Origin of the sequence: Lagierella massiliensis, from assembly GCF_001407835.1 — a bacterium.
GTDB classification, from domain to species: domain Bacteria; phylum Bacillota; class Clostridia; order Tissierellales; family Peptoniphilaceae; genus Mediannikoviicoccus; species Mediannikoviicoccus massiliensis.
Map to the genome: position 1 here is coordinate 680,911 of NZ_CYUO01000004.1, position 25,031 is coordinate 705,941.

21 protein-coding genes are annotated in these 25,031 nt (G+C 33.6%); 17 read left to right on the forward strand and 4 right to left on the reverse strand.

Annotated elements, in window-relative coordinates:
* Positions 1–45 precede the first annotated feature (45 nt).
* Positions 46–981, forward strand: a complete 936-nt coding sequence (locus tag BN2746_RS03205; RefSeq protein ID WP_055078391.1) for a glycosyltransferase family 2 protein — start codon at positions 46–48, stop codon at positions 979–981.
* Here the strand turns inward: BN2746_RS03205 and BN2746_RS03210 are convergent.
* Positions 964–1,359 (reverse strand): GtrA family protein, encoded by a 396-nt coding sequence (locus tag BN2746_RS03210; RefSeq protein WP_197273083.1) that lies wholly within the window; start codon positions 1,357–1,359, stop codon positions 964–966. The genes BN2746_RS03205 and BN2746_RS03210 overlap by 18 nt on opposite strands.
* Before the next feature lie 43 nt (positions 1,360–1,402).
* On the opposite strand from BN2746_RS03210, the gene yfcE reads away from it, so the two are divergent.
* Positions 1,403–1,945 (forward strand): phosphodiesterase, encoded by a 543-nt coding sequence (gene yfcE, locus BN2746_RS03215; RefSeq protein WP_055078392.1) that lies wholly within the window; start codon positions 1,403–1,405, stop codon positions 1,943–1,945.
* A 143-nt stretch (positions 1,946–2,088) separates the two neighbouring features.
* On the opposite strand, the gene BN2746_RS03220 is transcribed toward yfcE, so the two are convergent.
* Positions 2,089–3,147 carry a methyltransferase domain-containing protein gene (locus tag BN2746_RS03220; protein ID WP_055078393.1) on the reverse strand — a complete coding sequence of 353 codons (1,059 nt, stop codon included), beginning with the start codon at positions 3,145–3,147 and terminating at the stop codon, positions 2,089–2,091.
* A gap of 183 nt (positions 3,148–3,330) precedes the next feature.
* Between BN2746_RS03220 and pabB the strand changes: the two genes are divergently transcribed.
* From pabB to gnd, 5 genes are all read left to right on the forward strand, one after another.
* Positions 3,331–5,328, forward strand: coding sequence for an aminodeoxychorismate synthase component I (gene pabB / locus BN2746_RS03225; RefSeq protein WP_055078394.1), 1,998 nt, complete (start codon positions 3,331–3,333; stop codon positions 5,326–5,328).
* Between the two features lie 341 nt (positions 5,329–5,669).
* Positions 5,670–6,395, forward strand: a complete 726-nt coding sequence (locus BN2746_RS03230) for an aminotransferase class IV (RefSeq protein WP_055078395.1) — start codon at positions 5,670–5,672, stop codon at positions 6,393–6,395.
* 95 nt (positions 6,396–6,490) lie between these two features.
* Positions 6,491–7,990 (forward strand): gluconokinase, encoded by a 1,500-nt coding sequence (locus BN2746_RS03235; protein ID WP_055078396.1) that lies wholly within the window; start codon positions 6,491–6,493, stop codon positions 7,988–7,990.
* 17 nt (positions 7,991–8,007) lie between these two features.
* Positions 8,008–9,348 carry a GntP family permease gene (locus BN2746_RS03240; protein ID WP_055078397.1) on the forward strand — a complete coding sequence of 447 codons (1,341 nt, stop codon included), beginning with the start codon at positions 8,008–8,010 and terminating at the stop codon, positions 9,346–9,348.
* A 27-nt stretch (positions 9,349–9,375) separates the two neighbouring features.
* A complete protein-coding gene (gnd, locus tag BN2746_RS03245) occupies positions 9,376–10,779 on the forward strand; it encodes a decarboxylating NADP(+)-dependent phosphogluconate dehydrogenase (RefSeq protein WP_055078398.1) in 1,404 nt (467 codons plus the stop codon).
* A gap of 42 nt (positions 10,780–10,821) precedes the next feature.
* Here gnd and BN2746_RS03250 read toward each other — a convergent pair whose 3' ends face one another.
* Complete coding sequence (locus tag BN2746_RS03250; RefSeq protein ID WP_055078399.1) at positions 10,822–11,946, reverse strand: ribose-phosphate pyrophosphokinase; 1,125 nt, start codon at positions 11,944–11,946, stop codon at positions 10,822–10,824.
* 114 nt (positions 11,947–12,060) lie between these two features.
* Here BN2746_RS03250 and tadA point away from each other — a divergent pair, with 114 nt between their 5' ends.
* The 5 genes from tadA to fni all read left to right on the forward strand — a co-directional run bounded on the left by tadA (position 12,061) and on the right by fni (position 20,074).
* Complete coding sequence (tadA, locus tag BN2746_RS03255) at positions 12,061–12,519, forward strand: tRNA adenosine(34) deaminase TadA (protein ID WP_055078400.1); 459 nt, start codon at positions 12,061–12,063, stop codon at positions 12,517–12,519.
* 156 nt (positions 12,520–12,675) lie between these two features.
* The gene (locus BN2746_RS03260; protein WP_231718315.1) at positions 12,676–13,464 is read left to right on the forward strand and encodes a TIGR01212 family radical SAM protein; all 789 of its coding nucleotides are present in this window, start codon (positions 12,676–12,678) and stop codon (positions 13,462–13,464) included.
* A 2-nt stretch (positions 13,465–13,466) separates the two neighbouring features.
* A complete protein-coding gene (locus BN2746_RS03265) occupies positions 13,467–17,702 on the forward strand; it encodes a 2-hydroxyacyl-CoA dehydratase (RefSeq protein ID WP_055078401.1) in 4,236 nt (1,411 codons plus the stop codon).
* 123 nt (positions 17,703–17,825) lie between these two features.
* Positions 17,826–18,992 carry an LCP family protein gene (locus BN2746_RS03270; RefSeq protein ID WP_055078402.1) on the forward strand — a complete coding sequence of 389 codons (1,167 nt, stop codon included), beginning with the start codon at positions 17,826–17,828 and terminating at the stop codon, positions 18,990–18,992.
* A gap of 65 nt (positions 18,993–19,057) precedes the next feature.
* Complete coding sequence (gene fni, locus BN2746_RS03275) at positions 19,058–20,074, forward strand: type 2 isopentenyl-diphosphate Delta-isomerase (protein WP_055078403.1); 1,017 nt, start codon at positions 19,058–19,060, stop codon at positions 20,072–20,074.
* A gap of 27 nt (positions 20,075–20,101) precedes the next feature.
* Here the strand turns inward: fni and BN2746_RS03280 are convergent, their stop codons facing one another.
* On the reverse strand, positions 20,102–20,776 hold the full coding sequence (locus BN2746_RS03280) for a beta/alpha barrel domain-containing protein (protein ID WP_055078404.1): 675 nt from the start codon (positions 20,774–20,776) through the stop codon (positions 20,102–20,104).
* Between the two features lie 140 nt (positions 20,777–20,916).
* On the opposite strand from BN2746_RS03280, the gene rpsF reads away from it, so the two are divergent.
* From rpsF to BN2746_RS03305, 5 genes are all read left to right on the forward strand, one after another.
* Entirely contained in the window at positions 20,917–21,201 is a 285-nt protein-coding gene (rpsF, locus tag BN2746_RS03285; protein WP_055078405.1) for a 30S ribosomal protein S6, read from the forward strand.
* Between the two features lie 11 nt (positions 21,202–21,212).
* Complete coding sequence (locus BN2746_RS03290; protein WP_055078406.1) at positions 21,213–21,740, forward strand: single-stranded DNA-binding protein; 528 nt, start codon at positions 21,213–21,215, stop codon at positions 21,738–21,740.
* A 16-nt stretch (positions 21,741–21,756) separates the two neighbouring features.
* Positions 21,757–21,981: a 30S ribosomal protein S18 gene (gene rpsR, locus BN2746_RS03295; RefSeq protein WP_055078407.1), complete on the forward strand. Its 225-nt coding sequence runs from the start codon at positions 21,757–21,759 to the stop codon at positions 21,979–21,981.
* 119 nt (positions 21,982–22,100) lie between these two features.
* Entirely contained in the window at positions 22,101–23,186 is a 1,086-nt protein-coding gene (locus BN2746_RS03300) for a glycosyltransferase family 4 protein (protein WP_055078408.1), read from the forward strand.
* Entirely contained in the window at positions 23,183–25,030 is a 1,848-nt protein-coding gene (locus BN2746_RS03305) for a polysaccharide biosynthesis protein (protein WP_055078409.1), read from the forward strand. Before BN2746_RS03300 ends, BN2746_RS03305 begins: the two co-directional genes overlap by 4 nt.
* The last annotated feature ends 1 nt before the right edge of the window (position 25,031 follow it).

The window sequence follows — 25,031 nt, forward strand, 5'->3', positions numbered from 1 at the left end:
CACTTTCCCCCTTTTAAACTATAATAAATTCATATGGAGGTTAGTATGATAAGTTTTGTAGTTCCCGTATATAACGAAGAAGACTCGCTAAATCTTTTTAACGAAAGACTTACGAGAGTTTTACACAGCATAGATACGAGTTATGAAATCATCTACGTAGATGATGGAAGTTATGACAATAGTTTAAATATAATAAAGAACTTTGCAAATGACAGCAAGGTGAAATTTATTTCATTCTCAAGAAACTTTGGAAAAGAATCCGCAATGTTGGCAGGGCTAAAGTTTTCAAAGGGAGACTTAGTATGTGTAATGGATGCAGACTTACAACACCCTCCTGAACTAATACCACAGATGCTTAGTGAAATTGACGACAATACAGACGTGGTTGCAACAATTAGAATAAATAGAAATTCCACCAGTAAATTCTACAACTTTGGTGCAAAGAAATTTTATAAGATAATGAATCGAACAGGTAAAGGAGTGAAACTTACCCCAGGCGTTCAGGACTTTAGAATAATGAAGAGACAAGTTGTAGAGTCAATCCTTAGCCTTAACGAAAAGAGACGATTTTCAAAGGGCATCTTCAACTGGGTGGGATACAACACAAAATATATCGAAATAAAGGACTATAAGAGACTTAGGGGAAAGACCAAGTGGAAGTTTATGGATTCCTTCAGATATGGTATAGATGGAATAATTTCCTTCTCCACAGCCCCATTAGATCTTGCAATTTTCTTAGGGACAATACTTTCAGCCATCGGATTTTTTTATGCTCTATACATTGCCATAAAGACCTTGGTACTGGGAAAAGACGTTCCAGGATTTGCAACAATAGTATGTCTACTTTTAATAATCGGTGGAGTAAACCTAATCTTTTTAGGAATCATCGGCTCATACATTGGAAGAATATATGAAGAAGTAAAAAATAGGCCTTCATATATCATAAAAGAAAAATCAGAAGACCTATTTAAAGACAATTAATTTTTGACCAAAATAATTTAAAATAGAAAAAATTCCAAGGCCAATGAGCATTGCGATATTTTCTTGAATTTTAACAGGCTGCCCTTTTAAAAGCCACATGGTAAAAGGCTTAGCCATACCATATGCAACGAGGTAGCAAATTGCAATGTTTAATGCAAAGCGAATTGCCTTTGTTCCGGTATTCCCCTTTGACTGAAAAGTAATGTTCTTATTTAAAAAGAAAGATAAAATACTTGCCATAGAGAAGTTCAAAAACGAGGACAACCAATATCCAAGATGTAGAACATTGTAGGAAATAAACATTATGCTCATTCCAACAATTGTATTTACAACGCCGACAATGGCAAATTTTATAAAAGTTGAATTAATTTTTTTCAATACATTCACCCCACAAGTATTATAGCATAGGGAGGTAATAAAAATGAAAATAGGAATAATATCAGACACACATGGTGACATAGTTCAAGTGGAAAAAGCACTAAAACTATTAGAAGATTGCAAGTACATTATACACTGTGGAGATGTGTTATATCATGGTCCAAGAAATGACCTACCAAAAAATTACAATCCAAAAGAACTTGCAAAACTACTTTCAAAAATAGAAAACATTTACTACATTAGGGGTAACTGCGACTCAGATGTAGATGAAATGGTTATAGGAAAAGACCTAAGCAAAAAAGAACAGCTTTTTAAATTTGATGATATAAAAATCTATGGAATCCATGGCTACGAAGAGAGCGAAGAAGAGAGAGTTCAAAGAGCGAAAGAAAAGGGAGCAAAGTTTTCAGTGTCTGGCCACACCCATGTGAAGGTGTTAAAAGAAGAAGACGGAGTAATAGTAATTAATCCAGGATCAACCACAATACCAAAAGATGAAAGTGCATCAGTTGCAGTTATAACAGAAAAAGATGTTAGGATGATAGATGTTGAAACTGGAGAAATAATAGATACATTAGAATACTAAAAGAAACCCTCACTACTGGAATGGTAGAAGGGTTTTTGTTTTTTCGCTTTCCACTTCTCACATCTCACTTTCTCCCTTTCCAATAAAAAAAGTAGAGCATCTCATCAATACTCTACTTTATAAAATATTAAAATTTGAATTTACTAGCAACAGCAACAACCTGAATTATTATCTTCTCTCACATCAAATGTAGAACAGCTACATTTAAAAGGACCATAGTGGACATCTCTGTTTCCATAGATTGTAAAGTAGTCTTTAAATCTTGTGTTTTCAACCATAGCACAGGTATTTCCACAAACAGGCACTGGAAGCCCTTTCTCGAAAGTATGATGGTCATCTAATTTAAATGAAAATTCTGCACCTTCAATTCCACCATTATATGTTGCAATTTGTCCATATTGTTCACAAATATCCTCTTGTAAATCTGGTAACTTAAATGCTCTAACAGTTCTTGAAGTAAATTTTATATTTTCAACAGCTTCTTCAATTTCTGGATTATTAATAGGTGAATCAGTAATGGACATATATCTAAAGTCTTTCCAGCCACAATTATTTAAAATTCGTCTAAAATCTTCCACATACATTGCTCCACCAAGGCATTCTCCTCTTAGCACAGGGTTATTTGAAATGGACTTAGGAACTCTTCTATCTGCAAAAATATCGGAGAAATATAATTCTCCACCATTTTCAAGAACTCTCCATATCTCTTTAAACACTTTTTCTTTATCTGATGAAAGGTTAATAACACAGTTTGAAATTACTACGTCTACAGATTCATCTTCTATACCTAAAGATTTCAAATCTTCAATATATCCCTTTTTAAATTCCACATTAGATTTTTCGTAATTAAACTTTTCTGCCATTTCATCTTGATATTTTTCTGCTACCATAAGTTGATGTTTAGTCATATCAACGCCAATGACCTTTCCTTTTTCACCAACTAGTTTAGAAAGAGTATATACATCAAGACCAGTTCCACAGCCTAAGTCTAAAACAGTACAACCTTCCAGTTGAAGAGGTATAGGAGAACCGCAGCCATAGAATTTTTTTATAATCTCAGGACTAATTTGATTACGAATTTTTTGAATGTGAGGTGGAAAATCATCAATAGAGCAAGAGCACACTGAAGTTTTCATTTTTCCATCCTTATTAGTAGTTACATCACTATAATAATTTTCAACATCTTTTCTAATATCAGACATTTTATCAATCCTTTCATAATATTTATTATAAGCCTACATTTATAAATTTAACCAATAAGATACAAGGTAAACACAATAATATATTTTTCACTTTCAACCTCCCACTTTCCGCTTCTCACTTCTCATTTGCTTTAACCCCACAGTATTATATAATTTTATTATACAAATAACTAAGGAGCGAAAATGAAAACTTTAATAATAGATAACTATGACTCATACACCTATAACTTATTTCAACTGGTGGCGGAGGTCACGGGAAACAAACCAACCGTTATAAAAAATGATGAGGTTACTTTCGATGAACTTTCTAAACTTGACTTTGACAATGTAATTATTTCTCCAGGGCCAGGGCGTCCCGACCGTGAAGAGGATTTTGGAATTTGTAAGCGTGTTATAGAGAAATTGAACAAACCAATACTTGGAGTTTGTCTTGGTCATCAGGGCATTTGGTACTTAAATGGTGGAGAAATTGCTCTATCACCAAGACCAGTTCATGGAGAAATTTCGAAAATATATCATAACGACAGTGGGCTATTCAGCGGATTAAAACACGGATTTGAAGTGACGAGGTACCACTCTTTAATTTGTAAACCAGAAGAACTTCAAGATATTAATGTGGATGCAAAGACGGAAGATGAAATAATTATGGGAATATCCCATAAAACTAAACCCATTTATGGAGTTCAGTTTCATCCTGAGTCAATCTGTAGTGAATTTGGCAGGGAGATTATAGAGAACTTCTTCAAACTATCAAAGGAATTTTACGGTGAAAACAGATTAAAATATAGCAAAGTAGAATATGATGGTGATGACCTTGCATTTTTCAAATCACTACATGATTACGATCACAATGTTCAGTGGTTAGACAGTTCCCTTGTAAAGGAAGGACATTCAAGATTTTCCATATTTGGTCTTACAAATGGAAAGAGGAGTCATATAATTAAGTACAATGTGGAAGAGAACCAAGTTACTAAAATAGAAAAAGATACTACAACTACAATTGAAAAAGATATTTTCAGTTATTTAAAAGAAAATCTAAAAAATTGGGAATATGTTGATGAAATTCCATGTGATTTTCAACTTGGCTACATTGGCTACCTGGGATACGAACTAAAAGGATGTCATGTGGTAAAAAATAAAAAAGTTTATGAATACCCAGATGCTTATTTAAGATATATTGATAGAGCTGTAATAGTAGACCATAGGGAAAATGAAATCTATATTCTGTCATATAACGATGATGAAGAGTTTCATAATGAAATAGTGGAAGTTTTAAAGAAAAATGTAGAAAGGATTCCAGAAAATATTAAGGGAGAGCTTCCAAAGATTTCACTTGTAAGAAATAGGAAACAATACATTTCAGATATTAAAAAATGTAAGGATTTTATTGTAGAGGGAGAGTCCTACGAAATCTGTTTAACAAATCGAATTGACATTGACTATTCATTCAATCCCATTAGGTACTACGAAATTCTTAGACAAATCAGCCCAGCACCATACTCTGCACTTTTAAAATTTGACGAAATTGCTGTGGCATCTTCCTCCATGGAGAGATTTATAAAGATAGATAAACATGGAGTGATGAATACAAAGCCAATAAAGGGAACCATTAGAAGGGGTGTGGACAAAGAAGAAGATGAAAAGCTAATTGAAAGCATGAGACAGGACGTTAAAACAAAGGCAGAAAACTTGATGATAGTTGACCTTCTTCGTAACGACTTGGGAAAAATTTCAAAAATTGGGACAGTGAAAGTGCCTAAGCTAATGGACGTAGAAACCTACTCCACACTGCACCAACTGGTGACAACGGTGTCGGGGAAACTGGACGACGAATACGATATAATTGACGCGTTGATGGAGGTATTCCCAGGAGGATCCATGACGGGAGCTCCAAAGAAGAGAACCTTGGAGATTATAGACGAATTAGAGCACTGTCCAAGGGGAGTCTACTCCGGGGCAATTGGATATATTTCAAATAACAATACAATGGATTTTAATATAGTTATAAGAACTGCAGTTATAGAAAAGGACAAAACCACCTTGGGAGTCGGCGGTGCCATAGTAAATTTGTCTGACGAAGAGGAAGAATTTGACGAGATACTTTTAAAAGCAAAGGGCGCCCTTGGAGCAGTGAAAGAATATTTTGGATTGGATAGGGATGATGAGATAGAAATGGAATAAAAGAATTATCTTTCAGAAAATAAATCTAAAGACTTATTAAGTGAACCTAAAAACAGTAAGAAAGAGACTATTTAGATAGATCTTTTAAAAGTAAGTGAATAATGATGAATAGATAAAATGAGATACCAACTTTACAAGTTAGCATCTCCAATAGATTATTTAGAGCCATTAATAGAGAGTTTGGGAATTCCTAAGCTCTTTTTTTGTTTTAATTATTCAGGGAGAAAAACGAGATCCTTCGGCTCGCTGTCGCTCGCTCAGTATGACAGGGTGGGTTTATTTTTCTAAACTACCAAATTTATTGATATAATATATTTAACATAATACTGAAAGGAAGTCATATGGAAAAAATAATTTTAGATAGTGGTTTTTTCTTTGGAATGGGTTTTTTTGAAACAATTAAGATTGTAAATGGAAAGCCTATTCTTTTAAAGGAACATCTGAATAGGATTAACAACAGTTTGTCTTATTTTAATATTGATCAAGTGGTTTTGGAAAATGAAATATTTGATTTTATTGACAAGAATGATAAGAAGTCATATGCGTTAAAGATTTCTGTTTCGGACGAAAATAAAATAATCACTACAAGGGAGGACCCTTATAATCATATTATTGAAGAAAAAATTAAATTAAATTTTGCAACAACTTTAAGAAATTCAACGTCGCCTATGGTTTATCATAAGTCTTTTAATTATATGGATAATATTTTGGAGAAGAGAAGGGCTAAGGAACGAGGATTTTTTGAGCCGATTTTTTTAAATGAAAATGGATATATTGCTGAAGGAGCTGTTTCTAATATCTTTTTTATTAAAAATGAAAAATTATTCACGCCAAAGATTTCTGTAGGAATCTTAAATGGTGTTATGAGGGATTTTTTTATAAAACATTTTGATGTTGAAGAAGTCTTTATTAAACCAGAAGATTTAATTGATTTTGACTCGGGATTTATTACAAATTCTCTTATGGGTTATGTTGAGTTTGACAGTTTGGGAGATTTTAATTTTAAGAGAAATTCTCTTGCGAAAGAGTTTGACAAAAGACTGATGGATTTAGGGTTTATTAGATAAATTTATTGAGTAACAACATGTTGATATTTTTATCAATATGTTATATTCTAATAAGTAAGATAAAGGAAAAATTTATATTAAATGGAAGGAATGTTATGAGATATATTTGTGTTGACATCGGTACTACAACTATCAAGGGAATAGTATATGATGAAAAAGGAATTATTGTAAATGAAAGTTATAGAAATTCAAATCTTGTAAAGCCAGAAAATGGATTTATGGAGCAAGAACCGGATTCTATTAAATGGAATCTCAGTTCTGTTTTAAAGGAATTGGTTTCTAAAATTCATATTGAGAGAGAAGAATTGGGCTTTATTTCTCTATCTGCTTACATGCATTCTTTGGTTGCAGTGGATAAGGAAAACAAAGCTTTGACAAATGTTATGCTTTGGAATGACAGGAGGAGCCAAGAATTTGTTGAGATAGCTAAAAAAGATGGAAAAGGTCTTGAGATTTATAAAAAGACAGGAACTCCTGTACATCCTATGAGCCCTCTTTATAAAATTATTTATTTAAGAGAAAAAGAAAGAGAAATCTTCGAAAAATCAAAATTATTTGTTGGTATAAAGGAAATTATTTTACATTGGATGACTGGCGAGTGGGTTGTTGATGAGTCAATAGCTTCTGCTACAGGAATGTACAATATTCATGACAGAAAGTGGGAGAAGACTGCTCTTGATTATGCTGGAATAACTGAAGAGAACTTGCCTAAAGTTTTTAGCACAACCCATGTGATGGATGTGTTAACTGATAAATTTAAAAAGGATATTGGACTTGAAAAAGATATTCCTATAGTTCTTGGAGCAAGCGACGGTTGTCTTGCGAACCTTGGATCTCATGGTCTTAACAAGGGAACTGCTGTATCTACAGTTGGAACTTCTGGGGCTCTTAGAGTTGTTACTGATCACCCTCTTATTGACGAAGATGGTGCGATCTTTTCATATATATTAAATGATGAGTTATATGTTTCTGGTGGTGCTATAAATAATGGTGGAATCTTCTATGAATGGATTCGAAAGAATTTGAAGATGGAAAAGCACCTCGATGAAATTTTCGATGGACTTAATCCAGAAGATTATGGAAATGGAATTGTATTTTTACCTTTTATCTCTGGTGAAAGGGCGCCTTATTGGGATGCAAAGCTTAAAGCTTCAATTTTAGGATTATCTCATGGCCATTGTTCAAAGGATATTTTAATTGCTGGTATTAGAGGTGTTTCATTTTGTTTAAGGGATGTTTTTGAAGTTCTATTAAAAGCAACTGATACAAAAATAAATGAGTTTTATGTAAATGGTGGATTTACTAATTCGGATATTTGGGTTCAATCTTTTTGCAATATAGTTGACAGACCTGTCTTTGTCACTGAGCAGGGAGACGGACCACTTTTTGGTGCTTTTTTACTTGGTATTTTAGCAATTGGAAAGATAAATAATTTGGATGAAGCAAAGGACTACTTCATATCTGGTAAAGAATTTTTACCTATTAAGAAGTACAGAAGAGATAAGGAGTTTGATATATATAAAAGGGCTATAGCACAAAACAGGTCATTATTACATGAACTTGCAGACCTATCAAGTTCTGTAGATGATAAATAAATTTTAAGGAGGACACTATGTCTACAACATCTTTAATACTGTTATTACTTGTAACGGTAGCAATTTTATTGTTTTTAGTTATGAAGGTAAAACTTCATGCGTTCATTTCCCTGTTGATAGTCAGCTTGTTCATGGGGATTATGACAAAGATGCCACTTGGAGATATTATTAACTCTATGGTATCTGGTATGGGAGGAACCTTAGGCTTCTTGGCAACTGTAATTGGTCTTGGAGCGATGTTTGGTAAGATGCTTGAAATCAGTGGAGGAGCTGAAAAACTTGCAAGAACTTTCTTAAAGTCTTTTGGCGAAGATAAAGCTCCATGGGCAATGCTTATAGCAGGGTTTTTAGTTTCTATACCAGTATTTTTTGACGTTGGATTTATTATTTTAGTACCACTTGTTTATGCACTTGCAAAGAGTTCTAAAAAATCAGTACTTATTTATGGTATTCCACTACTTGCGGGTCTTGCAGTAACTCATGCCTTTGTACCACCTACACCAGGACCTATCATGGTTGCTGAACTTGTAGGAGCAGACTTGGGTAAGGTAATACTTTATGGTATCATCTGTGGTATTCCAGCAGCCATCGTAGCTGGACCTATTTGGGGAAATCATATTGGTGGAAAGATAATGGCAGAAGTTCCTGAGTACATGGATATTGATAATAATGTTATTGATGCTAAGGAGCACGAACTTCCAGGATTTGGAACTATAATGTTCTTAATAATATTCCCAATACTATTAATCTTATTAAACACAGCAACAACTGCTGCTCTTCCTGAAGGAAACACAATGAGAACTATATTTTCATTTATAGGTCATCCAATAGTAGCTCTTATAATTGCATGTCTACTTTCATTTATAATTCTTGGAAGATTTAAAGGACTTACAATGGACGAGATACAATCAGTTTCAAACGCTGCTCTTAACTCAACAGGTATTATAATTCTTGTTACAGGTGCTGGTGGAGTGTTCAAACAAGTTCTTGTAGACTCAGGAATTGGAGATGCTGTTGGTAAGTCATTTGCTACACTAAGTTTAAGTCCATTAATCTTAGCTTTTATAATTGCGGTAGTAGTAAGAATTTCAGCTGGTTCAGCTACAGTTTCAATGGCTACAGCAGCAGCTATCGTAGCTCCTATCATCGAAGGCTCAACAGTAGAACCTGCACTTATTGTAATTGCTATTGCAGCTGGAGCAACAGCCTTCAGTCATGTTAACGACTCAGGTTTCTGGTTAGTTAATAGATATTTCGGAATAAGTACAAAAGATACATTACGTTCATGGACAGTTATGGAGACCTTAATAGGTATTGTAGGTCTTATAATGGCTTTGATATTAAGTTTAATTGTGTAAATTAGAAAAATAGTTAGAGGAGGAAAAATGTCTAAAAATCAATTAGGAATTATCGGAATGGCTGTAATGGGTAAGAACTTAGCACTTAACTTTGCAGATAAGGGCTATAAACTTGCTGTATACAATAGGTCAGAAGAACCATTAAGGAAAGCTATAGAAGAAGATAGTACGGGTAACTTAGAGGGTTTTTCCTCCTTGAAAGATTTTGTGGAAAGTTTAGAAAAACCAAGAAGAGTACTCCTTATGATTAAGTCTGGAGATCCAGTTGATGAAATGTGTAATGAGCTTTTAAAATATTTAGATAAAGGCGACATTATAATGGATGCAGGTAATTCGTATTATAAAGACACTATTAGAAGAACTAAAGAGCTTTTAGAAAAAGATATAAACTTTTTGGGTGTTGGAGTTTCTGGTGGCGAAGAGGGAGCGAGACGTGGTCCTGCAATAATGCCAGGAGGAGACCAAGATGCCTACGCTCATGTAAAAGAGCTTCTTGAAGCGGTATCTGCAAAAAATGAAGATGGCGGAGTTTGTTGTAAGTATGCAGGCACTGACGGAGCTGGTCACTATGTTAAGATGGTTCACAATAGTATCGAATATGGCGATATGCAAATCATTGCAGAAACCTATTTGATTCTTCGTGAGGCTTTTGAAATTGACAATGAACTTATGGCAAAAGAGTTTGAGTATTATAAAGATGGTATTCAATCTGGATACTTACTTGATATAGCTGTCAATGTTTTGAGAGAAAAGGATGAAGATGGTTCTTACTTGTTAGAAAATATTAAAGACAAGGCTAAACACAAGGGCACTGGAAAGTGGGCAGCTCTTGAAGCAATTGACTTAGGAGTTGAAACTTCTGAATTGGTAGCTGGTCTAAATGCAAGAGTTGTCTCTTCGATGTTTGATGAGAGAAAAGAATTTAATTCACTCTATCCAAGAGGGGACTATGAAAAACTTGATATAGCTGAGTGGAGAGATGATATTAAAAAGGCGATGCTACTTTCAAAAATCATAGCATATGCTCAAGGCTTTGCACTTTTAAAAGAAGCTGCTAAGGAATACAATTGGGACTTAAATTACAAATCAATTGCTGAAGGATTTACAGCGGGATGTATTCTTCAAGGAAGGTTATTAAAAGTTATTATGAAAGCCTATGAAGAAGATAAAGAGCTTTCAAATCTTTTACTTAGCCCTGTGCTTGAAGATATCGTTAAGGATTGCTATCCTTCACTTAGAAAAGTGGTTTCAAAAGCGATTGAACTTGAAATACCAATACCAGCATTTAGTAGTGGCCTTTCATACTTTGATAGCCTTAGAACCTATCCAGGATCAGCGAATATGATTCAAGGGCTTAGAGACTACTTTGGAGCTCATACTTTTGAAAGATATGACAGAGAAGGAACTTTCCATCACAAATGGAGTAAATAAAATATTATATTAAAAAAGCCCCTCTAATCAGGGGCTAAAACTTTACTTTTTTACAATTCTTTTGATTCCTCTTGTCTTGTCCAAAAGTCCACTTAGTGAAATATCTAAGTTTATATGATGGATAAATGTTGCTAAAAGTTTTGACATATTAACTTGTTTGAACCAAGGTCTATTTTTTACTTCTTCAGGGACATAGGTTAGGTTTGTTGAGTAAACTGCATCAAGAAGTCCCTTTTCATAGAATTCATCAAACTTTGCAGGTCCTTCTGTAAATAGTGAGAATGAAACTGCAGCGTATACTCTCTTTGCACCTTGTTCTTTAAGTTGGGAACAGATGTCAAGTACAGATTCTCCAGAGGCTATCATATCATCTACTATCAATATATCTTTATCAGTAACATCTTTACCAATGTACTTGTGTTCTACTATTGGATTTTTACCGTCAACTATCTTACTGTAGTCTCTTCTCTTGTAAAAGATACCGATGTCTTGTTTTAAAACATTTGAATAATAAACGGCTCTTGCCATCGCTCCAGTGTCGGGGCTTATGATAATCATATCTTTTTTTTCTAATTCATCTTGAGTTATATTTTCGTTTTCCACAAAATTTTTTACAATTTCTGCAGTTGGATATATATTTTCAAAAGTAAGTAGTGGAATTGCATTTTGAACGTTTGGATCATGTACGTCAAATGTATAAATTCCATGTACTCCCATATGTTCAAGCTCATGTAATGCCATCGCATTATCCAATGACTCTCTTGCCTTTCTTCTGTGTTGACGACTTGAATACATTAAAGGCATGATTACATTTATTCTTCTTGCCTTTCCATTTATTGCGGAAATTACTCTTTTGATGTCAGCGAAATGTTCATCTGGACCAATTCTTGTTTCCATGCCATACATCTTATAAGTAAGTCCATAGTTTCCGATATCTGCTAAGATGTAGATATCTTTCCCTCTAACGGTTTCGTTGATCGTAACCTTTCCTTCTCCATTTGAAAATCTTACTTCAGAAATGTCGGTAATAAATGTAAAATCTGGATCCTTTATCCCGTACTGTTCTTTTAGAAATTCATCAACTTCTTTACCTAATTGACAACAACTCTTTAATACTATTAGCCCCAATTCTCCATAAGGGGTATCAGAAAAAAATTCTTCAGACATTTATAGCTCCCTTCAATTTTACTTTAATTTAAGAATATCACAGTTAGTGTTAATTCTCAAACATAAATAGGATAAATATTTCTAAATGTACTATAATAAACAATAGGTGGTTTAATGGAAGATAAAAAAATAATATTTATGAAAGAGGCATTGAAGGAAGCAGAGAGGGCGTTTGAACTAAAAGAAGTGCCGGTTGGATGTGTAATAGTCAAGGATGACGAAGTAATTGCAAGAGCACATAACCTGGTGGAGTCTTTACAAAATCCTTTGAAACACGCAGAGCTTATTGCTATTGAGAAGGCAAGTGAAAAAATAAAAAGTTGGAGACTTATTGACTGCGAACTATACGTTACTTTGGAACCTTGCGCCATGTGTGCCTCTGCAATGGTCTACTCAAGAATAAAAAAAGTTTATTTTGGTGCATATGATATAAAGCGTGGTTTTGTAGGCTCAGTTGACAACATTTTACTTAGACCAGAACTTAATCATAGGGTTTCCTTTGAAGGTGGAATATTAAAAGAAGAATCCTTGAATCTTATGCAGAACTTTTTTAAAGATTTAAGAAAATCTTAAAGAATATGTGTTATATTAATAAAATAAGTGTGAAGATATGCAAAGATATAACAATTTATCAACTTATATGAAAAAAACTTTTGGAGAAAAAATTTTAAAAGTATCCATTGATGGTGGGTTACTTGTCCAAATAGGTTAAACGGAAAAAAAGGTTGTATTTTTTGTGGTGATGAAGGTGCAGGAGAGTTTGCAGGAAGTAGGAGACTATCTATAACTGAACAAATTGACTCACAGATTAAATTTTTAAAACATAAGAGCAAATCCGATAAATACATTGCTTACTTTCAGTCCTTCACGAATACATTTGCACCAGTAGAAGTTTTAAGAAAAAAGTATTATGAAGCTTTAAATCATCCGAATATAGTTGGCATTTCAATAGCTACAAGACCCGACTGTATAGATGAGGACATAAGAAACCTTCTTTCAGAAATTTCGAATCAGTATGAAACTTGGGTAGAACTTGGATTTCAAACTTCAAATGAAGAAACTGCAAAAATAATAAATAGAGGCTATGAGAATAGTATTTTTAAAGAACAGGTTTTGTTATTACATAATAGGGGGATTAAAACAATTACCCATATAATTTTTGGGCTACCCTTTGAAACTCATGAAGACTTTATGAATACTGTAAAGTATATTAACGGTCTTCCCATATGGGGCGTTAAGTTTCACAGCCTTTACATTTACGAGGATAGTCCACTCTATAAATACTATTTAAACACTATGTTTAAAATTATAGAGAGGGAAGAATATATTGATGCAGTTTGTGATGCAATCGAGATTCTAAGACAGGATATTATAATACATAGGATCACAGGTGATCCTGATAAAAACAAATTATTTAAACCAATTTGGCCTAAAGACAAGATTAAGGTCATAGGAAATATCAATAAAGAGTTAAAAGAAAGAGACATTATGCAGGGCAATGCCCTTAGTAGGAGGTAATCGTGACTTATAATGTTGGGCTTGATGTTGGATCAACTACAGTCAAACTGGTTGTGATTGATGAATCCGACAAATTAGTATATAGAGAATACAAAAGACATAAATCAAATGTTGAAGAGACAGTTAAGTCTGTTATTTTTAAAGCATATAAAGAATTTCCTGACGCCAATATAACTATTATGGTTACAGGCTCTGGAGGTATGTTTGTAGAAAAGTATTGGGATATAAATTTCATTCAAGAAGTTGTCTCTGGAACTACTGCTATAAGAACCTTTATACGTGAAACTGATGTTGCAATCGAACTTGGTGGAGAAGACAGCAAGATAACATATGTTACTGGCAACGTGGAACAGAGAATGAATTCGATTTGCGCTGGAGGAACGGGAGCATTTATAGACCAAATGGCATCCTTAATCGAAACTGACGCATCTGGTTTAAATGAATATGCAAAAAACTACAACAATATTTTTTCAATAGCATCTCGTTGTGGGGTATTTGCAAAAACCGATATTCAGGCATTGATAAATCAAGGAGCTTCAAAAGAAGATATCGCAGTTTCAGTATTGCAGTCGGTAGTTAATCAAACTATTTCAAACCTTGCATGTGGAAGACCAATCAAGGGAAATATTGCACTACTTGGAGGACCATTACACTTTTTAGATCAATTAGCTGAAAGGTTTAAAGAGACGCTTGGAAAGGAAAATAATCGCTTTATCATTCCTGATAACTCAGAAATATTTGTTGCTATGGGTGCAGCTATTGCATCAAGGGAATTAAAAGCATTACCTTTTAAAGAACTTCTTGAAAAGATAAATAAGCCTATTGAAGTAGAAGTTGATAAGGAACAGGTTCTTGAACCTCTATTTAAAAGTGAAGAGGAATATGAAGAATTTTTAAAAAGCCACAAGGGAGCTTACAGTAAGAAAAATGATATAAGTAGATATGAAGGACCATGTTATTTAGGGATAGATGCCGGTTCAACTACTTCAAAGGTGGTTCTAATTGATAAAGATGATGACATTCTATTTACTAAATATGGAAATAATTATGGGAAACCCCTTGAACTTGTAATTGAAGTTATTAAGGAAATATATGACAGACTAAATCCGAAGGCAAAGATTGTAAGTTCTGGCATTACAGGTTATGGGGAAGACTTTATTAAAGCTGCTCTAAATGTTGATGTGGGCGAAGTTGAAACTTTGGCACATTATAAAGCTGCCTCATATTTTAAAAATGACGTTGATTTTATTTTGGACATTGGTGGCCAAGATATGAAGGCTATGCACATCTCCGATGGAATAATTGACTCCATACAACTTAATGAAGCTTGTTCATCAGGATGCGGTTCATTTATTGAAACCTTTGCGAAATCCCTTGGATACACCGCTGAAGAGTTTCAACAAGAGGCAATTAAGTCAAGAAATCCTGTAGACCTTGGTTCAAGGTGTACTGTTTTTATGAATTCTAAGGTAAAGCAGGCTCAAAAGGAAGGCGCCAGCGTACCGGATATTGCCGCGGGACTTTGCTACTCAGTAATCAAAAATGCAATACAAAAGGTTATAAAAGTTCGTGATCCAAAGAGACTTGGGAAAAGTATAGTTGTTCAAGGTGGAACTTTTTATGGTGATGCGGTTCTAAGAGCTTTTGAAAAAGTAACTGGAAGAACTGCAGTAAGACCAGAGATAGCAGGGCTTATGGGAGCTATGGGAATGGCTTTAATGGCGAAGGAAAAAAGTACAGGAGCGACAAGCCTTTTAAATAAAGAAGAGCTGGAAGCTTTCACATATACTCAAAAAAATGCACAGTGTAATAGATGTTCAAATCACTGTAAGCTCTCTATAAATATTTTTAACAATGGAAAAAGATATGTAACCGGAAATAGATGCGAAAGAGGAGCGGGAGTAGATGTTTCAAATGATTCTAAGCTTCCAAACATGTATGAATACAAGTACAACAGGCTCTTCAACTACTATAAGCCACTTTCAAAGGAAAAGGCATTTAGAGGGAAGGTAGGTATACCAAGAGTTTTAAATATGTATGAGAACTACCCATTATGGTTTACATTCTTTACATCACTTGGATACGAAGTTGTTCTCTCTGGAAAATCTGACAGACAGATGTATGAAAAGGGAATAGCCTCCATAACAAGTGAGACAGCATGTTTTCCTGCGAAGATGGTCCACGGTCATATTGAAGACCTTATAGAAAAGGGAGTTAAATTTATTTTCTATCCTTCAATATTCTACGAAAAACAGGAATTTGAAAATGTGGACAACAATATAAACTGTCCTGTGGTAACTGGTTATCCTGAAGTGATAAAAAATAATTTGGAGAACCTGGATGAGGAAAATGTTAAATTTTTAAATCCATTCCTTTCACTTCAAAATAAAAAGAAATTGGCGGATAGACTTTTTGAAGAACTACAGTCAGAGGAAATAAAAAAATCTGAAATAAAAAATGCTCTTGACAGGGCTTGGGATGAGTTCCATGCTTTCAGAGAAGATATAAGAATGGAAGGGCAAAAGTCCTTGACTTATATAAGAGAAAATAAAATTAATGCAATTGTACTTGCAGGCAGACCTTACCACACAGACCCAGGAATCAACCACGGTATTCCTGAACTTATAACGTCTTTAGGTTGGGCAGTGCTTTCAGAAGATTCGATTTTGACATATGAAGACGATATAGAAGGTAAACTTAGGGTTTTAGATCAATGGGTATATCACTCAAGACTTTATAGAGCTGCACAGGTTGTTTCCAACTCAAAGGACTTACAACTGGTTCAATTAAACTCCTTTGGATGTGGAATTGACGCTGTAACTACTGACCAAGTTTCAGAAATTTTACAGTCAAAGGGAAAGATATACACTTTGATTAAAATAGATGAAGTTTCAAATCTTGGAGCAATAAAAATAAGATTAAGATCGTTAACACAGGCTCTAAAGGATAAGAAACCAAGTTTAAAAGATGAAGACTTCCAAATTGAGGCAATTGACTTCACAAAGGAAATGAAAAAGTCATATACTATTTTAGCACCTCAAATGGCACCTGATCATTTTGAAATTATGCAGTCTGCCTTTGAAACAGCTGGGTATAATGTTGAGTTTTTGAAAGACGTGGACTCAAAAGTCATTGACGAAGGTTTAAAGTATGTAAATAATGATTCGTGTTATCCTTCTATAACAGTTGTCGGTCAGATGATGGAAGCTATAAAATCAGGACGATATGACACAGACCACCTTGCACTTCTTATGACTCAAACAGGGGGAGCTTGTAGAGCTTCAAACTACGTTGGGTATATCAGAAAGGCCCTTTCTGAAGCAGGATATCCAAACATACCTGTAATAGCTCTTTCTGCACAGGGAATTGAAACTAATTCTGGCTTTGAAATTTCAGCACCACTTGCTCATAAGATGTTGATTTCTATGCTCTATGGGGATGTTATTATGAGACTCTCCAACGCAACAAGACCATACGAACTAATCAAAGGAGAAACTGATGCTTTAAAGAAGGATTGGATAAATAAGTGTCGAGAAGATGTTAAGGGCAATACCACAATCAATTTCAAAAGAAATGTTGATGAAATTGTAAAAGATTTCTCAGCCATAAAAATAGATGATACAAAAGTAATACCTAAGGTAGGTATAGTCGGTGAAATTTTGGTTAAATATCTACCACAGGCAAATAATAATTTGCAACAAATTTTGGAAGAAGAAGGCAACGAAGTTGTGCTTCCAGATTTAACGGATTTTGTGCTTTATTGTTTAAGGAACACTACCCATAAAGCGGATTTATTATCAAAAGGTAAATTCTCTGCATTTGTTTCAGAAATGGGAGTAAAGTATATTGAACACTACAGAAAATATATTAGAGAAGCACTTGAAGGTAGTAGATACCACAGTCCACTTTATATAACTGACTTAGAGGAAAAGGCAGAAAAAATTGTGTCTTTAGGAAACCAATACGGTGAAGGATGGCTATTAACAGCTGAGATGGTAGAGCTTATAGAAGTTGGTGCAAACAATATCGTATGTATTCAACCCTTTGGATGTTTACCAAATCACATTACTGGTAAGGGTGTAATAAAAAAAGTAAGAGAAATTTATCCTGATGCAAATATAGTTCCGATTGATTATGATCCAGGGGCAAGTGAAGTAAATCAGGTTAATAGAATAAAACTGATGCTATCACAGGCAAAGGAAATACTGAAAAGAAACAATACTGTAACTGAAATGTAGTAAAATTGTAACATTTCAAATTAGAAAATTAGGTGATTTAAGCCTAATTTTCTAATTTTTGCTATTGAAAAATAAGCCCTCAATGATATAATTAATTAGAACATTTTGGTATTTGGAGGAAAAATGAAAGCAAGATCAGTAATAATATTTTTAATATCTTTGATAATTTTTGGTGGAGGCTATTTTGTAGCAAGCGAGCTTAAAGATCTACAAGAGAGATCCACCGTTGAAATAGATGGAACAGATATAGGAACAGATAATCAAATAGAGCAAAAGCTTGAAGGGGATTTACTTTTTTTACTTGTTGGAGTTGACAAGAACATAGAGGCACAAGGGGAAGCCATGGATCAACATGTTAGAACCGACACAATGATGCTATGTAATGTAAATTTTAAAACAGGTGAAATAAACACAGTTTCAATTCCAAGGGACACAAAAGTAAATTATGACGGAAGCGACGTCAAGATAAACGCAGCCCACGCCTATGATGGAATAACAGGTGCATTAAAAGCTGTAAGAGAACTAACAGGTCTTGACGTGGATTACTATATGAGTGTTGATTATGACGCTGTTACGAGAATTGTAGAGGCTGTTGGGGGAGTTGAAGTAGATTCTCCTGTAGAATTAAATGTTCCATCAATAAATTTATATATTCCAAAGGGACATTCTACACTAAACGGACCTCAAGCACTTTATTTTGTTAGGGCAAGAGAACTTTTGGAAACAGGAACAGACTTGGAGAGAGTTCAAAACCAACAATACTTTTTGAAGCAACTTATGAAAGCCGTACTTAAACCTTCTAACATTTTAAACATTGGTAAGATTTTGGATGTATATAAACAAAACGTTGAAACAAATATTGATTTAGGTAATTTAGGAGCAGTTGCATTAAAAGCGATAAACTTCAGCGAAGACAAACTTCACTCCTACACCTTAGAAGGTACTACTGGAGATGAATATCCAAATGGAGTAAGAGTAGCTTATTTTTATGCTGACGAAAAGAAGATGAATAAACTATTTTCAGATATATTTAGGGACTATTTTATAGATCCAAGTGAAATAGATAAATATAAAGATGAAAATAGCTATAACGACGATAACGATAATAACAACGATAATAACAACGATTATAACGATAACAACAACGATTATAATAGCAACTATAACGATGACGGCAACAACGATTATAATAGCAACTATAACGATGACGGCAACAACGATTATAATGACAACGACTATAATAATGACGACAATGGGTATGACGAAGAAGACGACAATGAATATAACTAATAATTTTTAATTAGCAACTTGTACTTAAAAATCTATTCAAAAAGATAAAAGGAATTGAGGTTTAGATGAGACAAGAAAGAAAAAGAGAGCATGTGGAAAGCTATTTGAAAACTGAATATGTGGGAGACAATCTTTTTAAGGATATATACATTGAAAACAACTCGCTTCCTGGAATTAATTTTGAAGAAATTGATACAAAAGTTTCTTTTTTAGGAAAGACTGTTGACTTTCCACTGATGATAAACGCTATGACTGGTGGAGCAGATGAACTTTCTTCAATAAACGAGGACCTTGCAAGAATAGCGAGAGATTTTAACATTCCTATGGCTGTTGGATCTCAAAAAATAGGAATTGAGTATCCAGAGTGCAAAGAATCATTTAAAATTGCAAGGGATATCTTAGGAAAAGACGGTATCTTGATAGGAAATCTTTCGGCAAATGCAAGCTTAGAAGAATTAGAAGAGGCGTCATCTATGATAGATGCAGATGCTATGCAGTTACATTTAAATGTTTGCCAAGAGATGTTTATGGACGAGGGAGACAGAAACTTTAAAGATATTGAAAAAAATATTGAGTATCTTTCAAAAAACTATGAAAAACCAATTATTATTAAAGAAGTTGGATTTGGCATTTCAGCAACAGTTTCAAAAAAACTTACAAAGCTTGGAATAAATCATATTGACATAGCAGGAACTGGTGGGACCAATTTCATAGAGATTGAAGATATGAGAAATTTTAATAAAGATTATTCTGATATGTATCACTGGGGGATACCAACAGCGAAAGCTCTTATAGACTGTAAAAGAGAAAATCCAGATAACTTTTATATCAGTAGTGGTGGAGTTAATAATGCAGATAGTATTATAAAATCATTTATTCTTGGAGCTAATTTTACAGCAATTAGTGGAGAAGTATTAAGATACCTAATGCATGGTGGTTTTGATGAGGCTGAAAAATATGTAGAGGATATTATAGAGAAGTCAAAGATTATTATGATGCTTTTAGGTGTTAAAAAAATAAAAGATTTAAAAAATGTTAACTACACTTTGACTGGAAGGTTAAAAGAGTTAATACAAAAATAACAGGTAGGAATAATCCTTACCTGTTTTTTATTTGAACTCCCTATAATTTTTCATTACTGCAGAAAATATCTCAGAGCTTGAAGGTGGGGTATAGGTGATGGCATTTGCCCCAGATTCAATAGTTTGAAGTATTGATTCTTCAGTCTTTCCACCAGTTGCTATGATAGGAAACTCCTCTCCAAAAATATCTCTAACTTTTTTTACTATTTGAATTGTATTTTTACCACCAGACACATTAAATATTTTTGCTCCAGCATTTGCCTTTCCTTCAAAATCGTCATTTTCAGAAACAACAGTTGCTACAACTGGTATATCCAGTGAAGATGATATATCTTTAATTACTTCATTTTTGATTGGGGCATTTACAACTACGCCATAGGCTCCAAGAAGTTCAGCTTGAAGAGCTAAATAAACAGACCTGTTCCCTGATGTAAGTCCACCTCCAACTCCAATAAAAAGTGGAACAAAAGATGCAGACATAAGGGCTTGAGTAATTGTCAGTGTTGGCGTAAAAGGATATACTGCCATAACTGCATCTGGATTGCTATTATGAATTACAGCTATATCAGTAGAGAATATTAAAGACTTTATTCTCTTGTTTAATATGATAATACCACTGGCGTTTCTAATAACCTGAGGCATTGATACAGATCTTCTGCGAAGTTCTGACTCAACCACAGGAACATAAACTTTTTTATTCATCTTGACCTCCTCCAACTACAAATGATTATACCATTTAATAAAATTTAATTAAATATTTGAATTTTATTTTGATTTGTGATAATATACTTAAGTATCCTTGCCGCGTAAGCGAGCCAGAGACCAAAAGGAGGTGTATAGACATGAGAAATTACGAAGGAGTTGTTGTATTCAAACCAGATCTTGAAGACGAGGTAAGAAACAAAGCCCTTGATGTTATCAAGAGTACTATTGAATCAAATGGTAAAGTTGTTGAAGTAGATGAATGGGGTAAGAGAAAACTTGCGTATGAAATCAACTATATAAAAGAGGGATACTACGTTATAATTGATTTTGAAGCAAACCCTGAATTAATTTATGAACTTCAAAGAAAATGTAAAATATCTGATCACATTATCAGATATATGTTCGTGGTTAAAGAAGCCTAAGGAGGGCAAAGTTGAATAGCGTTAATTTAATAGGAAGACTTACCAGAGATCCTGAACTTAGATATGCAGCTGGATCAGGTATGGCTATTTGCAGATTTACATTAGCGGTAGACAGAGGCATGTCCAAAGACAAGAAAATGGAAGCTGAACAAAAAGGACAACCTACAGCTGATTTTATTGGGATTACTGCATTTGGAAAGACCGCAGAGCTTGTATCAACTTACATGACCAAGGGAAGAGAATTAGCTGTTTCAGGAAGAATTCAAACCAGTTCATTTGATGGTCAAGATGGTAAAAGAGTTTACAGAACAGATGTTATTGCAGATAGAATTTACTTCATTGGTGGTTCAGGTCAAAGGAATAATCAAGGTAATTCAAACTATAGCCAAGGCAATTCAAATTACAATCAAGGAAATCAAAATTTTAATCAAGGAAATAACTACAATAAGGATATTGGATTTAGTCAAGATTTTCCAGAGGATGATTTTGGATTGGGTGGAGATGCTTTTCCTTTAAATGATGACGATATACCATTTTAGATAAGGAGGTACTTTGATGCAAAGAAGATTTAGACCAAGAAGAAGAGTATGTGCTTTTTGTGCAGATAAGAACAAAAAGATCGATTACAAAGATATAAATACTTTAAAAAAATACGTTTCTGACAGAGGTAAAATCCTTCCAAGAAGAGCTACTGGATGTTGTGCAAAACACCAAAGAGCTGTTACTGAAGAGATTAAAAAAGCAAGACAAGTTGCATTATTACCATATTCTGCAGACTAATTAGATAAAATTATCTCCTGAATTTTTCTTCGGGAGATTTTTTATTCTATTTATTTAATAAAGAATAGGAGAGTAAAACATTTATCTATGGTATAATTTCATTAGAAATGGAGAAGAAAATGAAGATTTGTTTTTTAGCTGATTCAACTTCTGCTCATACTAAAAAATGGTGCGATTATTTTTTGAGTAGAGGTTATGAAATAATTATAATATCTCTTACTGACGGAAATATACCTGGATGTAAAGTGTATAATTTTAATGTTGGAGAAACCATTTATAACAATGATATAAAGAAACTTTTTTCATATTTTGGAAAGATAAAGAGAGTAAAAAATATTATTAAAGAAGAGAACCCTGATATAGTACATGCTCACTATGCTACAAGTTATGGTCTCTTGGGTTCATTAGTAAATTTCAAACCATATATTCTCTCTGTATGGGGTTCTGATGTATATGACTTTCCAAGAAGGTACTTTATTCACAGAGGATTACTTAAATATAATTTGAAAAAACCTTCTGTATTAATGTCTACATCAAATGACATGAAAGATGAAATTCAAAAGTATAATAACAGAGATGTTATGGTTACATACTTTGGAGTTGACCCAAATGTTTTTAAACCTATTCCAAATTTAAAAAATAATAATGTATTTACTGTGGGAACAATAAAATCACTTTTTAAAATATATGGACTTGAATACTTACTGAAGGCATTTAAAGAGCTTACAGATAAATATAAAAATGATAAATTCAAACTTATCATTGCTGGAAAGGGAGAAGAAGAAGAAAATTTAAAAAAACTTTCAAAAGAATTGGGTATAGATAAATTGGTTGATTTTAAAGGTTTTTTAAAAAAAGATGAACTTGTAAACACATATAATCAGATGGACATAGCTGTATTTCCATCCTTACAGGAAAGCTTTGGAGTTTCTGCTGTAGAAGCCCAAAGCTGTGGAGTTCCAGTTGTATGCTCTAATGTAGGAGGTCTTCCTGAGGCTACAAACCCAGGATATAGCTCCATACTTGTAGAGCCTAAAAATACTAATGAACTTTTCAAAGCTTTAGAGAAACTTTATTTAAATAAAGAACTAAGGGAGAATATGGGGAAAAATGGCAGAAAATATGTTTTAGAAAAGTTTGTGTTGGAAGAGAACTTTGCTAAAATAGACGATGTTTATCAAAGTTTTAAGAGGAGAAATAGATGAGATATTTGAGAACGATTACTTTAGTTTTGCTTGATATAATAATTATAAATTTCAGTTATCTCTTTGGACTATATTTGAGATTTGATGGTTCATTACCAGATATATATTTGAAAATTTACTTAAAACATGCTCCCTATATAACGGTGTTTTGCATACTTGTATTCTTTGTAATGGGCTTATATAAAACACTTTGGAGATATGCCAGCATTGAAGAATTTATAAGGGCAGAATTTGCAATTGTAATTGCCAATATAATCGTTGTTGCTGGAATGTTAATTTCAATCAACATGGACTTGCCAAGATCAATTTATGTTATAGGTCTTGTTTTCCAATCTGCATTAATTCCAGGAGTTAGACTACTATCAAGAGCAAAGTATAGCCTTTTTGATACTAAGGCACATAATAAACCCGGAAAGAAACCAAAGAAAACCCTAATAATAGGTGCAGGAGAAGCGGGAGTCTTGGTAGTAAAGGAACTTAACAAACACTCAGAGATTTTAAATATTCCCATTGGATTTATTGACGACGACATAAATAAGAAAAACAAAAATATAAAGGGAGTTCCTGTTCTTGGTACAAGAGATGATATTGAAAAGATTGTAAAGGACTATGGCATTGAAGAAATAATCGTGGCTCTTCCATCCGCAAAGGAAAATGACACAAGAGAGATTCTTCAAAGATGTAATAGGACAAAGATAAAAACAAAGTTAATACCAGGATATTATACTGTAATAGACGAGAAGAATTTTGACTTATCTAAAATGAGGGAAGTTCAAATCGAAGACCTTTTGGGAAGAGATGAGGTACATCTTGATCAAGAATCGTTAAAGGATTTTATTAATGACAAGGTGATTCTTATAACTGGAGCAGGAGGTTCAATAGGATCAGAACTTTGCAGACAGATAATAAAGTTTAATCCAAAGAAGATGATTATGCTCGATATTTACGAAAATAATATTTACAATATTCAAATGGAGCTTGTTAGAAAGTACAAAAATCCACAAATTGAAGTATTAATTGACAGCATAAGAGACAAAGAGAGAATGGACAGTGTATTTGATAAATATAGACCTGAGATAGTTTTTCATGCAGCTGCACACAAGCATGTTCCATTGATGGAAGATTCACCAATATCTGCAGTTAAAAACAATGTATTTGGGACTTTGAATATTTTAAAATGTTCAGATAAGTACAATGTTAAGAAGTTTGTAAACATATCCACTGACAAGGCAGTTAATCCAACTTCTGTAATGGGATGTACAAAGAGAATTTGTGAGATAATGATACAGACAATGAACGTAGAGTCAAAAACTGACTTCGTTGCAGTAAGATTTGGAAATGTATTAGGCTCAAATGGTTCAGTTATCCCTCTTTTCAAAGAACAAATTAAAAATGGAGGACCAGTAACAGTTACACATCCCGATATAATTAGATATTTTATGACAATTCCTGAAGCTTGTCAGTTAGTTATGCAGGCTGGGGCCATTGCCAAGGGTGGAGAGATATTTATACTTGATATGGGAGAGCCTGTAAGAATTGTAGACTTAGCAGAAAAGCTTATAGAACTTTCTGGATTTATACCAAATCAGGATATAAAAATTGAATTTACAGGACTTCGTCCAGGTGAAAAACTTTATGAAGAGTTGATTTTGGACTTAGATAATTCCACAAAGACTGAATTCGAGAAGATATTTATTGAAAAACCCGTTATACATGATAAGGAAAAATTAGAAGAGGGTCTAAATAAACTTAAAGGTGATTTAAATCAAAAAGATTATAATGTAATCCTCAAAGATTTAAAGTATATAGTACCTAACTTTACACCTGAAAGGTTGGAGAAATAAT

Coding starts and splice junctions, on each gene's coding strand:
- yfcE (WP_055078392.1), top strand. CDS start 1,403: ATGAAAATAGGAATAATATCAGACACACATGGTGACATAGTTCAAGTG.
- BN2746_RS03235 (WP_055078396.1), top strand. CDS start 6,491: ATGAGATATATTTGTGTTGACATCGGTACTACAACTATCAAGGGAATA.
- BN2746_RS03305 (WP_055078409.1), top strand. CDS start 23,183: ATGAGATATTTGAGAACGATTACTTTAGTTTTGCTTGATATAATAATT.
- BN2746_RS03280 (WP_055078404.1), bottom strand. CDS start 20,776: ATGAATAAAAAAGTTTATGTTCCTGTGGTTGAGTCAGAACTTCGCAGA.
- BN2746_RS03230 (WP_055078395.1), top strand. CDS start 5,670: ATGGAAAAAATAATTTTAGATAGTGGTTTTTTCTTTGGAATGGGTTTT.
- pabB (WP_055078394.1), top strand. CDS start 3,331: ATGAAAACTTTAATAATAGATAACTATGACTCATACACCTATAACTTA.
- BN2746_RS03270 (WP_055078402.1), top strand. CDS start 17,826: ATGAAAGCAAGATCAGTAATAATATTTTTAATATCTTTGATAATTTTT.
- fni (WP_055078403.1), top strand. CDS start 19,058: ATGAGACAAGAAAGAAAAAGAGAGCATGTGGAAAGCTATTTGAAAACT.
- tadA (WP_055078400.1), top strand. CDS start 12,061: ATGGAAGATAAAAAAATAATATTTATGAAAGAGGCATTGAAGGAAGCA.
- BN2746_RS03300 (WP_055078408.1), top strand. CDS start 22,101: ATGAAGATTTGTTTTTTAGCTGATTCAACTTCTGCTCATACTAAAAAA.
- rpsF (WP_055078405.1), top strand. CDS start 20,917: ATGAGAAATTACGAAGGAGTTGTTGTATTCAAACCAGATCTTGAAGAC.
- gnd (WP_055078398.1), top strand. CDS start 9,376: ATGTCTAAAAATCAATTAGGAATTATCGGAATGGCTGTAATGGGTAAG.
- BN2746_RS03205 (WP_055078391.1), top strand. CDS start 46: ATGATAAGTTTTGTAGTTCCCGTATATAACGAAGAAGACTCGCTAAAT.
- BN2746_RS03250 (WP_055078399.1), bottom strand. CDS start 11,946: ATGTCTGAAGAATTTTTTTCTGATACCCCTTATGGAGAATTGGGGCTA.
- BN2746_RS03240 (WP_055078397.1), top strand. CDS start 8,008: ATGTCTACAACATCTTTAATACTGTTATTACTTGTAACGGTAGCAATT.
- BN2746_RS03220 (WP_055078393.1), bottom strand. CDS start 3,147: ATGTCTGATATTAGAAAAGATGTTGAAAATTATTATAGTGATGTAACT.
- rpsR (WP_055078407.1), top strand. CDS start 21,757: ATGCAAAGAAGATTTAGACCAAGAAGAAGAGTATGTGCTTTTTGTGCA.